The organism is Nocardia sp. CDC519, from assembly GCF_059509835.1.
The window spans coordinates 235,225-246,828 of the sequence record NZ_CM183377.1 but is presented as its reverse complement, the minus strand read 5'-3'; the positions used below and the strand labels follow the sequence as shown (position 1 = coordinate 246,828).

10 protein-coding genes are annotated in these 11,604 nt (G+C 68.1%); 6 read left to right on the top strand and 4 right to left on the bottom strand.

The window, feature by feature from the left end:
- Positions 1–225: 225 nt before the first annotated feature.
- Positions 226–1,251, top strand: coding sequence for an alpha/beta hydrolase (locus AC5W7N_RS01025; RefSeq protein WP_163814445.1), 1,026 nt, complete (start codon positions 226–228; stop codon positions 1,249–1,251).
- A gap of 87 nt (positions 1,252–1,338) precedes the next feature.
- On the opposite strand, the gene AC5W7N_RS01020 is transcribed toward AC5W7N_RS01025, so the two are convergent.
- Positions 1,339–2,397: an SDR family oxidoreductase gene (locus AC5W7N_RS01020; protein ID WP_495923058.1), complete on the bottom strand. Its 1,059-nt coding sequence runs from the start codon at positions 2,395–2,397 to the stop codon at positions 1,339–1,341.
- Between the two features lie 49 nt (positions 2,398–2,446).
- Positions 2,447–3,238, bottom strand: a complete 792-nt coding sequence (locus AC5W7N_RS01015) for an enoyl-CoA hydratase (RefSeq protein ID WP_495923056.1) — start codon at positions 3,236–3,238, stop codon at positions 2,447–2,449.
- 130 nt (positions 3,239–3,368) lie between these two features.
- Between AC5W7N_RS01015 and AC5W7N_RS01010 the strand changes: the two genes are divergently transcribed.
- A complete protein-coding gene (locus AC5W7N_RS01010; RefSeq protein WP_495923055.1) occupies positions 3,369–4,592 on the top strand; it encodes a TetR/AcrR family transcriptional regulator in 1,224 nt (407 codons plus the stop codon).
- Positions 4,593–4,652: 60 nt separating this feature from the next.
- Here the strand turns inward: AC5W7N_RS01010 and AC5W7N_RS01005 are convergent, their stop codons facing one another.
- Complete coding sequence (locus tag AC5W7N_RS01005; RefSeq protein WP_495923054.1) at positions 4,653–6,173, bottom strand: aldehyde dehydrogenase family protein; 1,521 nt, start codon at positions 6,171–6,173, stop codon at positions 4,653–4,655.
- 271 nt (positions 6,174–6,444) lie between these two features.
- On the opposite strand from AC5W7N_RS01005, the gene AC5W7N_RS01000 reads away from it, so the two are divergent.
- The 3 genes from AC5W7N_RS01000 to AC5W7N_RS00990 are packed head-to-tail and all read left to right on the top strand — an operon-like array spanning position 6,445 to position 9,109.
- Positions 6,445–7,428: an ATP-binding cassette domain-containing protein gene (locus AC5W7N_RS01000; protein ID WP_495923053.1), complete on the top strand. Its 984-nt coding sequence runs from the start codon at positions 6,445–6,447 to the stop codon at positions 7,426–7,428.
- Positions 7,425–8,240, top strand: coding sequence for an ABC transporter permease (locus AC5W7N_RS00995; RefSeq protein ID WP_194989426.1), 816 nt, complete (start codon positions 7,425–7,427; stop codon positions 8,238–8,240). The genes AC5W7N_RS01000 and AC5W7N_RS00995 overlap by 4 nt, the downstream gene beginning before the upstream one ends.
- The gene (locus AC5W7N_RS00990; RefSeq protein WP_495923052.1) at positions 8,237–9,109 is read left to right on the top strand and encodes an ABC transporter permease; all 873 of its coding nucleotides are present in this window, start codon (positions 8,237–8,239) and stop codon (positions 9,107–9,109) included. The genes AC5W7N_RS00995 and AC5W7N_RS00990 overlap by 4 nt, the downstream gene beginning before the upstream one ends.
- Positions 9,110–9,125: 16 nt before the next feature.
- On the opposite strand, the gene AC5W7N_RS00985 is transcribed toward AC5W7N_RS00990, so the two are convergent.
- Positions 9,126–10,322 carry a lycopene cyclase family protein gene (locus AC5W7N_RS00985; RefSeq protein WP_495923051.1) on the bottom strand — a complete coding sequence of 399 codons (1,197 nt, stop codon included), beginning with the start codon at positions 10,320–10,322 and terminating at the stop codon, positions 9,126–9,128.
- Between the two features lie 240 nt (positions 10,323–10,562).
- On the opposite strand from AC5W7N_RS00985, the gene AC5W7N_RS00980 reads away from it, so the two are divergent.
- On the top strand, positions 10,563–11,573 hold the full coding sequence (locus AC5W7N_RS00980; protein WP_195020618.1) for an alpha/beta hydrolase: 1,011 nt from the start codon (positions 10,563–10,565) through the stop codon (positions 11,571–11,573).
- Positions 11,574–11,604 lie beyond the last annotated feature (31 nt).

Sequence of the window (11,604 nt, the reverse complement as noted above, 5' to 3'; positions counted from 1 at the left end):
CGGCTCCGGCATGATGGTGGCAACGGTGAGGTAACGATGTCCACTGTTGTCACGACTACATAGACCGTATGGTCGGGCGTGACGCGGCGGTGTCTGTCCCGGTCCGGACCGGGGTGCCCACCGACAGCTGGTCGTCATGGGAATGCCCGATAAATCTCGATAAGAAGCGAAGGTGCGAAATTGACACGTCGACCCACCCGGCGCCGCGGTACTCGTGCCGCGGCGATGATCGCGGCAACGGCAGTTCTCGCGGGCGTCATGTCCGGACTCGGCGCATCCCCGGCGGCAGCGGCTGACCCGATCATCGACAACCGGAGCCTGCTGGCCGACCCCACCGCGCCCGACGGTTCCCGCATCGTCAAGGCCGAGTACAAGGACGACCGCAACATCCGGTTGCACGTGCACTCCACCGCGATGGACGAGAACGTCATCATCGACGTGCAGCGCCCGGCCGACGCCTCGGTTCCGCGCCCCACCCTGTATCTGCTCAACGGCGCGGGCGGCGGCGAGGACGACGCCTCCTGGCAGGTGAAGACCGACGCCCTCGACTTCCTGTCGGACAAGAACGTCAATGTCGTGCAGCCGATCGGCGGCAAGTGGAGCTACTACACCGACTGGATCGCCGATGATCCGGTGCTCGGCCGCAACAAGTGGAAGACCTTCTTCACCGAAGAGCTGCCCCCGCTGATCGACGGCGCGCTCGGCACCAACGGCACCAACGCCATCGCGGGCCTGTCCACCTCGGGCACCACCGTGCTCGCGCTGCCGATCGCCAAGCCCGGCCTGTACAAGGCCGCGGCCGCCTACAGCGGTTGCGCCCAGACCAGCGACCCGGTGGGCTCGGAGTTCGTGAAGCTGACCGTGGAGACCTGGGGCGGCGGCGACACCATGAACATGTGGGGCCCGCAGGGCTCGGAGGAATGGGTCAAGAACGATCCGTACGTGAATGCCGAGGGTCTGCGCGGCCTGGATCTCTACATCTCCACCGGCAACGGCCTGCCCGGCATGTACGACACCCTCAACGGCCCCTACGCGCTGCCCGGCGCCTACGGCCTGGCCAACCAGATCGTCATCGGTGGCGTCATCGAGGCGGGCACCAACTTCTGCACCCACAACCTGAAGAACAAGCTCGACTCGCTCGGCATCCCGGCCACCTACAACTTCCGGGACTCCGGCACCCACTCGTGGGGTTACTGGCGTGACGAGTTCCAGCGCTCGTGGCCGGTCCTGGCCAAGGGCCTCGGCATCTGATCCCGCTTCCGACGCACGACAGCCGCTCCGGTCATACCGGGGCGGCTGTCGTCGTTTCCGCGGGCCTGTCCGCGTTTATCGGGCCCGCTAGACCCAGTTCTCGATCCAGTACCGCCACAGCACCGGTGCGTACGCCTCCAGCGGCGGCACCGCGATCCCGCTGCCCGCCAGCGCGGCGGTGGTGTGCCGGCAATCGAACCAGCAGCTGAACTCGCTGTGTTCGAGGATGTCGAGCGGCACCCCGACCCGGGGGAGTACCCGTTGAGCGCCGGGCACCCGCAGCATCATGTCCAGCGTGCGTTTGGGCATGATCTCGACCAGGTACGGCGCGCCGGCCTCGTCGGCGAACAGATTCAGGGCCGGCACCGCGCCGCGGCGACGCGGATCGACCAGGTGATAGGTCTGCGCACCCGGCCCGGGGAGATGGGCGAGGTGGGCCAGCGCTTGCGCCACGAAATCGACCGGAACCATATTGGTCTCACCCAGCTTCGGCACCAGCACCGGCAGCAGCCGCGGCAGTTGGGCGGCCATCCGCAGCAGCCGGAAAAAGTAGTAGGGACCGTCGACGCGGTCGTTCACGCCGGTCACCGAATGCCCGACGACGATCGAGGGCCGGTAGATCCGCCAGTTCAGCCCGGACTCGCGCACGATCCGCTCGGCATCGAAGGCAGCCCGCTGGGCCGGTGTGGTCAGCTCCTGCCCGACCTCGAACATGTCCTCGGTGAACAGGCCCTCGAAGCGTCCGGCGACTTCGACGGTGGACAGATGATGCAGGTGCTGCGCGCGTAGGTCGGCCGCCAGCTCGACCACATTGCGGGTACCGTGCGCGCGGCCCTCAGGAGGCCGCTGCTGCGCCTCCCGATAACGTTGCTCGTCGTATCCGGTGGCCAGATGGAAGATGTGGTCGATGCGCCCCCGATGCTCGGCCAGCCACAACGGGTCGATGCCTAGGCCCGGCGCACCGAGATCGCCCGGCACCGGCCGCACCCGATCGCCCGCCGACCATTCCCTGGCGCAATAGTCGAAGCGTGCGGCCGAATTCGGCCCCGGCCGCACCACTACATGAATGTCATCCGCACGTTTGAGTAGTTCGGGGATGAGGAACCGACCGCTGAACCCAGTTGCCCCGGTAACCAGGTAAGTCATAGCCGGTCAACATAGTCCCCGGTCTCGGAGCCGGGGCGACCGGTGTGCGTCAGTCGGCGAACACGGCCTTGCGCTTGCCGAGCATCGCCGCTGCGCCCTCCCGGAAGTCGGCCGATCGCAGCAGCTCGACCTGGCCGGTCTTCTCCGCGTCCAGCACCTCGTCCAGCGCACGCAGGGTGGCGATATTGAGCGCCTTCTTGGTGAGTTCGAGCGCGCGGCGCGGGCCGTGCGCGATCTTGTCCACCGCCGCCGCCACGGCGCCGTCGAGCTCGTCGACCGGGAGCGTCGCGGTGAGCAATCCGGCCTGGCGCGCCGCCGGGGCGGGCAAGCGCTTGCCGAGCAGCGCCATCTCGGTGGCGAGTGGGCGTCCGGCCGCCGCGGCCACCAGCGCCGCCGCGCCGCCGTCGGGCATCAGGCCGATATTGATGAAGGCGAGCAGCAGATAGGAATCATCGGCCGCGTAGACCAGGTCGGCGGCCAGCGCGATGCCGACGCCGACGCCTGCGGCCGCGCCGCGGATCCGCGCGATGACGGGCACCGGCGCGTGCACGATCGCGCGGACCAGCCGGTTGGCCGCATCCATCGTCATCTCGGGGGTGATGCCATTGGTGTCGGCGGCCAGATCCGCGCCGGTGCAGAAGTCCGCGCCGTCGCCGGTCAGCAGGACGACCCGTACTCCCGGGTCGTCGGCGAGTGCCAGGAACGTGTCGCCGAGGGCGACCATCGTCTGATACGAGAGGGCGTTCTTGCGGCCCGGATTGCTGAGGGTGACCCGGAGAACCCTGCCGTCCCGCACCGCGGTGAACCCGGCGGTCGGGGATGATGAACCGTCGCTGACCATTTCCGCTCCCTGTGCTGCGATTCGGCGGACACCGGCCGTGAATCGTGGTTAACTTTGCGAATTGTGGTTAACTTAGGATGATTCGTCCGGCGCTGTCAACCGGTGGCGCCGCCGCAGAATGGAGAGCAACATGGTCGCCGATCGCAGCGAGGTCGACCTCGTGCGCACGCGGCCGGCGGGCGGTCGAACCGTGCGTCGCAGGCCCAAGGATCGCAAGGTCCAGATCATCCGGGCGGCGGCTCGCGCCTTCAGCGAACGCGGGTACTACCCGGTCGGTGTCGACGAGATCGCCGCCGAGGTCGGCATCTCCGGTCCCGCGCTCTATCGCCATTTCGCCAACAAGTACGCCCTGCTGGTCGCCGCCGCGGAAGAAGGCGCGCGGCAGCTGCTCGATGTCGCCGTCGCCGCCGACGATCCAGCGCTCGACCCCGCCGGACGTCTGGACGCGCTGATCCGCGCCGTCGCCGACCACACCATCGATATCCGGCGCGAGGCCGGGCTCTACCGCTGGGAGCGGCGCTACCTGGAGAAGGGGGACCGCACCCGCATCAAGGCGCTCTACGACGGCCTCAACGCCACCTTCGCCGCGCCCATCGCGCAGCTGCGCCCGCAATCCCCGCCCGAGGACGTCGCGCTGCTGGCCGCCGGTGTACTCAGCACCATCGGCAGCATCTCCGCGCACCGCACCGCGCTGTCCACCGCCCGGCTGCTGCCGTTGCTGCGCGAGATGTCCACCGCGATCGTGCGCGCCGAGTTGCCGCCCGCGCCGAATTCGGCCGATCCGGCGCCGCAGCCGCGCGGGCTTCCGGTCACCTCGAAACGCGAACAACTGCTCACCGAGGCCATCCGCATCTTCGGCAGGCAGGGCTATCACGAGGCGAGCATCGAAGAGATCGGTTCGGCCGTCGGCATCAACGCCTCCAGCGTCTACCGCTACTTCAGCAGCAAGTCCGATCTGCTGGCCGCGGCCTTCCACCGCACCGGTGACCGGCTCGCCATCGCCATCAGCGAGGCGCTGGCCGAGGCCACCAGCCGCGCCGACGCCGTCGACCGCATCGCCGGCCGCTACGCCAGGCTCAGCTTCGCGATGCCGGAGATCATGCCGGTCTATTACGCCGAGTTCAGCAATCTGCCGCAGGCCGAGCAGCACAAGCTGCGCGCGATCCAGCGCCAGAACGTCCTCGAATGGGCCAATCTGCTCGATGGCGATCCGATCGAGGCCCGCTTCCGGGTGCACGCGGCGATCGGTCAGGTGATCGATGTGGGCAGGCTGGTGCGGTTCGACGCGCGGCCGGAACACATCGCCAGGGTGCACGCGCTGATGATGGCGGCACTGCTGGGCACCGCGAGCTGACGCGGACGGCTCGCGACAGATTCCGGCTCCGACGTCGGCTCGCTCGTCGATCCCGGATGCCTAGCGCCCGTGCCGGAGCCGGAATATCGTGCGCGCGATCCGCAGCTGCCGCGAATTGCGTTCGAAGGTGGTGAGTTTCAGTGGCGCCCGGTATTTGGTGCGCGCGATCGCGAGCGTCCTGGTGAACTCCAGCAGGCCGAGTTCGCCGTGGCTGTGGCCTTGCCCGTATTCGCCGACCCCGCCGAACGGCAGCGCCGGAATGCCGGTGCACGCCGTCGCGGAGTTCACCGTCACCACGCCGACCCGCAGCCGCTCGGCGAAGGCCTCGACGCTGGCGACGTCTCTGGTGAACACCGAGACCGACAGCCCGCTGCCCACGGCGTTCACTCGCCGCACCGCCTCGTCCATATCGGCGACCTTGTTCACCACCAGTACCGGCCCGATCGCCTCGCCGCTGATGACCAGGCTCTCCTCCGGCACCTCGGCCAGCACGATCGGCTCGACGTACGGCTCGCGGATCGAATCGAGCCCGCCGACCACCGCGCGTCCGCCCCTGGCCAGCGCGTCGCGCACCTGCCTGCGGACCACGTCGGTCTGCTCTTCGAGGATCATCGGCCCGTAGCAGGCGTGCCTGGCCGCACCTGGCCGCAGCCGCCTGGCGTGCTCGATCACCAGATCGAGGAAGGGTTCGTACACCGATTCGGCGACATACGCGCGCTGGATACCGGCGGCGTTCTGGCCGGCATTGGCCATGGCGCCGAACACCGCCGCCTCGGCGGCCTCGTCGAGTTTCGCATCGACCTGCACCACCATGGCGCCTTTGCCGCTGTATTCGACCACTACCGGCGTCAGCGTCTGGGCGCACAGCTCGATCACCTTGCGGCCCTCGGCTTCCGGGCCCGCGTAAGCGATCTTGTCCACCCCGGCGCGGCACAGCGCTGCGGTGGTGCTCGCATCGCCGGTGATCGCTTGCAGCACCGGCTGATCGGGCGCGAGCTCGGCCCAGGTCTGGGCCAGCCATACCCCGACGCCGGTGGTGAGTTCGTGCGGTTTGAACACCACCGCGTTACCCGCGGCCATCGCGTAGGCGATCGAACCCATCGGCGTGAAGACGGGGTTGTGCCAGGCGCCGATCACGCCGATCACCCCGAGCGGCAGGAAACCCACCGAAGCGCGTTGATTGCGAGTGAGCCAGGTGGAATCGATGACGCGGCGGCCGAGGGTGCGCCCGGCATTGCGGGCCGCCCAGTCGAGGTTCTCGATCGCCAGCATCACTTCGATGGCGGCGTCGGCCTCGGGCTTGCCGGTTTCCTCGCGGACGAGGTCGATCAGTTCCCCTGATCGCCTGGCGATGCTGCGTTTCCAGTCCAGCAGCCATCGCTTGCGGGCACCGAAACTCAGGTGCGCCCACCACTTTTCGGCCGCACGGGCCGCGCGAACGGCACGTTTCAGCTCGCTGGAACCCTGGACGGCGTAGGTGCCGACCGTTTCCCCGGTGCGTGGGTCGTAGGACGTAAGCACGCTCGGTCGGCCCGATCCTCCCGAACGCGCCGCCAGATGTGGCTGCGCGGACTCGGCCATGCGTCCAAGACTATGGGCGCGGTGACCGGGCGACAAGGTAGCGCCGCTGCCATACCGCTGCCGAATACCCGCCGTACCTGCGCCTATTCGAAGCCCGGCGGATAGTGTGAGTAAGCGCACAATCGAACGGTCCGGTCGCCGGTGCGCCCGGACCGGCCCGAATGCGAAACCCGGGCCGGTAACATCGCGCCCGGCGGTACGGATCACCATGCGGGACGTCGCTGCGTGCGCTCCGGCGACCCACCCCTGCCCGGCCGATAGTGGAGAGTTGATGCCGAGTTCGAATCATGTCGAGTCGCCCGCGAGCGAGCCCGCCGTCCAGGTCGTGGACGTGCGGAAGTCGTTCGGTGAGGTGCACGCGCTGCAAGGCATCAGTTTCACCGCCGAGAAGGCGAGTGTGCTCGGTGTGCTCGGCCCCAACGGCGCGGGCAAGACCACCACCGTCAAGATCCTGTCCACCCTGCTCCGCCCCGATTCGGGCACCGCGATCGTCGCCGGGCACGATGTGCAGAAGGATCCGGCGGGCGTGCGCCGCTCGATCATGATGACCGGCCAGTACGCCGCGCTGGACGAGAACCTGTCCGGCCGGGAGAACCTGGAGCTGTTCGGCAGGCTCATGGGCCTGAGCAAATCGGCCGCCCGTAAGCGCGCCGACACCCTGCTCGAGGAATTCGACCTGGTCAGTGCGGGCCGTCGCGCGGTGCGCAACTATTCCGGCGGTATGCGCAGGCGCGTGGACATCGCCTGCGGCCTGGTGGTGCGCCCGGAGGTGGTGTTCCTCGACGAGCCGACCACCGGCCTGGATCCGCGCAGCCGCCAGGGCGTGTGGGATCTGGTCAACGCCCTCAAGGCGCAGGGCATCACGGTCCTGCTGACCACGCAGTACCTCGAAGAGGCCGACGTACTCAGCGACAACATCATCGTCATCGACAAGGGCACCGTCATCGCCGAGGGCACCGCCGACGAACTCAAGGAGAAGACCGGCGGCAGCTACTGCGAGGTCGTCCCGCTGGACCCGTCGGATCTGTCCAAGGCGGCAGCCGCGCTCGGTGATCTGGTGCCTTCGGCGGTCTCGGCCGAACTGAACGGCGCCGACCGGCTGTCGATCCCCGCGCCGGAAGGCGCCGCGACCCTGGCCGAGGCCCTGCGCAGGCTGGATTCCGCCGGCGTCGACCTGGCCGATATCGCGCTGCGCCGGCCCTCACTCGACGACGTGTTCCTCTCCATCACCGGCCATTCGGGTGGTCACTCGTGAGTGTTGCCACCACCGAGGCAGGCGGCGCCCAGCTGTTCGCCGAACTGCCCGTCGCCAAGCTGTCCTCGTTCGCCCAGTGGCGCGCGCTGACCGGCCGCATCATCTGGACCATGGCCACCAAGGGTGAGTTGATCGTCGCGATCATCACCCCGCTGGTGTTCACCCTCGGCTTCTATCTGCCGCTGCGGTACGTGATGAAGTTCCAGGGCATCGATTACGCCCAGTTCGTCATGCCGATCATCGTGTTGCAGACGATGGCGTTCACCATGATGTCGAACGCTCAGCTGTCGGCGTTCGAGGCGTTGACCGGGCTCAGCACCCGGTTGCAGACCATGCCCATCGGCACGCTGGTGCCGCTGTCGGCACGGATCAGTGCCGGTGTGGTGCGGTCGGTGTGCTCGTTGACCGCGGCCCTGATCTACGGCCACATCATCGGGTTCCGGTTCGAGGCCGGCTGGGGCCAGGCGATCTTGTTCTGTGTGTTCTCGCTGGCCATCAGCATCGTGCTGTCGCTGGGCGCCGACGCCCTCGGCAGCCTGACCAAGAGCCCGGAATCGCTGAGCCAGGCGCTGACCCTGCCCACGCTGATCTTCGGCATGCTCTCCTGCGGGTTCGTGCCGGAGTCCGGGTTCCCGGAGTGGATCCGGCCGTTCGTGCGCAACCAGCCGATCTCGCAGCTGTCGTTCGCATTGCGCGATATGGCCGCCGACGGCGTGACCTGGCAGGTGCTGTGGGTGCCGCTGGTGTGGTTGATCGGCGCGGCGGTGGTCTTCGCGCCGCTGGCGGTGTGGGCGAGCGTGAGGCGGTCATGAGTTCAGTCGAGACAACCGCGGACACCGAGGTGACCGAGGCGGCCGACACCGGGTGGAACACCCCGCTGCCGACCGTGCGCGCGCGCTCGGAACGCTCGCTCGGTAACTGGTGGACGCACAGCCTGATCCAGACCAAGCGGCTGCTGCTGGTGTGGGCGCGCGATCCAGCGACCACCATCCAGACCATCCTGTACCCGGCGCTGACGTTGCTGATGTTCTGGATCGTGCTCGGCGATTCGATCACCAACGCCACCGGCAAACCCAGCGTCTACGGCACCGTCCCGATGATCACCCTGGTGGCCGCCATGGCGGGCGCGGTGGTGAGCGCGCTCGGCTTCAAGACCGAGAAGGCCACCGGACTGCTCGGCCGGTTCTGGACCATGCCGGTGCACCGGGCCGCTGGTCTGACCGGTCGGCTGTTCGCCGAGGCCATCCGGGTCCTGATCACCACGCTGTTCGTGATCGCGGTGGGCTTCTGCATCGGGTTCCGGTTCGATCAGGGGCCGGTGGCGGCGCTGGCGTTGATCGGCATTCCGGTGTTGTTCGGCGTCGGGTTCGCGGTGTTCGTCACGGCGCTGGCCACGCTCACCGAGGGCGTCATGCTGGTCAACGTCATCGGCATCATCAATACGCTGCTGATGTTCTTCAACTCCGGCTTCGTCCCGGTCTACGCCTACCCGGTGTGGTTGCAGGACGTGGTGGCCAACCAGCCGATGAGCTGCGCCATCGACGCTATGCGTGGGCTGTCCTACGGCGGTCCGGTGGCCGAACCGATGATCAAGACGCTGCTGTGGACCGTCGGCATCGTCATCGTGTTCGCGTACCCGGCGGTGCGCGGCTACCGGCGTGCCGCCGAGACGGGGGCCTGATCCTGCGGTCGGCTTCTCAGCCGATGCGCGGGGTTTCGGGGCTGGGCGCGGGCTCGTACTCGTAGCCCACCCAGCGATTGCGGTTGGTCCAGCCGACCAGGTCGTAGCGCCAGCGGAAGGGCCAGGTGTGGGCGACGGTATTGACCAGCACGGCGCCGAGCGCGGTGTAATCGTCGTGCGCTGACAGCAGCGCCCGCTGCCCACGCGGTGAGGCGGTGAAGAACGCCTCGAACATGGCGATGGACTGCTCGGTCGTCAGCCGGCCCAAGCCCCACAGCCCGCGCATCCGCATCCAATAGACCAGCCGCGCCCGCGGCGACCACAGCGCGGCAACCGGATCGCGGCCCTGCTGGATCGCCGCGACCGCGGTATCCACCAGCGCCAGCGAATCGGCGACGCTGTAGCCGGTGCACGGGTGCATCATCCCGCCGCGCGAACCGAACGGAATCACCCGGCCGGTGCCCTTCTTCGGCGGCGGCTGATCCAGCGGATAGTGCGCCGCCTCGGTCGGCTCGCTGCCGGTGAGCCGGATACCGTGCGCGGCGAGCCGGTTGAGGGTGCGTTTGCGTAGTTCGTGCTGCGGCATGCCACCGCGCAGCCCGAGGCTGGTCTCCTCGAAGATCACCGTGCCGTCACCGAGCGGGACCGAGTACAGGAACGAGGGCGGTTCGTCGTTGCTCGCGCCGTTCTCCGGCCGCCAGTCCAGCAGCAGGCCCTCGCCGTCGGTCACCATCGGCGCCGCGGTCTCGGCGTCGACGAAGATGCCGTGCGCGCTGGCGGCGCGACGCGAGCCGAGGGTGGGCAGGCCCCTGGTATCGACGACGACGTCGGCGGAGATGAGTGATCCGTCGGCCAGTTCCACCACATGCGGTTCCACCCGTACGGCACGCCCGGCGCGCACGCGCGCCGGATCCAGCGGCAGCGCCTCGCGCAGGCCGGGCTTGGACAGCACGCAGTACGGCCGTTGGATGCGGTGTTCGGTCCTGGCCCAGACGGTGGGTGCCTCGATCCGGGTCGCGATGGCGCTCTGCGGTAGCCATTCGGGCAGCTCGTCCACCCAACAGGAGTAGGTGGGCGGCCACAGCCGGTCGGGGCGGGGGTCGATCGCGGCGACGGACAAGCCGGCGGCTTCGGCGCGGTGTGCCAGCGCCCGGCCGGTCGGGCCGAGGCCGACGACGCACACGTCGACATTGTGAACCGCGCTGACTGCCATAGAGGCATTCAAACCGCACCCGAGGCGCCGACGCAACCATCGCGCGCGTGTGCCGCGATATATCGGCGGGCAAAGTGCCGGTGTTACAGAGAAATTCGAATCGGTCCGAATTCCGCTGCCACGGCCCCGGCGGCTGCCCCCATTTCTGGTGTCCCCGCAATTCCAGTCGTGAAAGTTGTTGTGCCGCAACATAGCGTTGCTTTCGGAGCATCGAGGTGTTCCACATGCAGAAGGGACATCATGAGAGGCCGATACCTCCGCCAGCTCGGGCTGCTGGCCGCCGCCGTCACCGCGACCGCGATCCTTCCCGTCTCGGCGTCCGCCGAGCCGACGGAATCCCGCGCGGCATCGTCGATTGTTTCGGTAGCCGAGCGTGACGCCCGCAATGTCACCCTCACCGTGCATTCGGCGGCGATGGATCTCGATATTCCGGTCGAGGTGATGAAGGCGGCCGATACCGGCGCGCCGCGGCCGGTGCTGTATCTGCTGCTCGGCGCGGGCGGCGGCGTGGACGGCGCCAATTGGGGGACCAAGACCGATGTGCTCGACTTCCTCGCCGACAAGAACGTGCACGCGGTCTCGCCGATCGGCGGCATGTTCAGCTACTACGCCGACTGGCGCACCGATGATCCGCGGCTGGGCAAGCAGAAGTGGAAGACCTTCCTCACCAGCGAGCTGCCGCCGCTGATCGACGAATACCTCGGCAGCAACGGGCGCAACGGCATCGCGGGCTTCTCCATGTCCGGTACCAGCAGTCTGGCGCTCGCGGCAACCACCGGCGATCTGTACGACGCGGCGGCCGCCTACAGCGGATGCGCGCAGATCAGCGATCCGGCCGGGCAGGAGTTCGTGCGGCTCACCATCGAAGAGTGGGGCCTGGCCGACAAGGACAACATGTACGGCCCGCCGAGCGATCCGGCCTGGGCCGCCAACGACCCCTATGTCCAGGCCGAGGGCCTGCGCGGAAAAGCGCTCTACATTTCCAGCGGAAGCGGCCTGCCGGGTATGTACGACCAATACGGCGGCAAGTATTCATTGGAAGGCCCATGGCTTTTCGCGAATCAAATCGTGCTCGGCGGCATCATCGAGGCCGCGACGAATTACTGCTCGCACAATATGCAGGACCGGCTGAATGATCTCGGAATTCCGGCCACTTACAACTTCCGGCCCGATGGCACCCATTCCTGGGGCTACTGGCAGGACGCGCTGAAGGATTCCTGGCCGACGCTGGCTCCGGCCCTGGGGATTTGACATGCGCATCGGAAAATCGACCCTCGGTCCG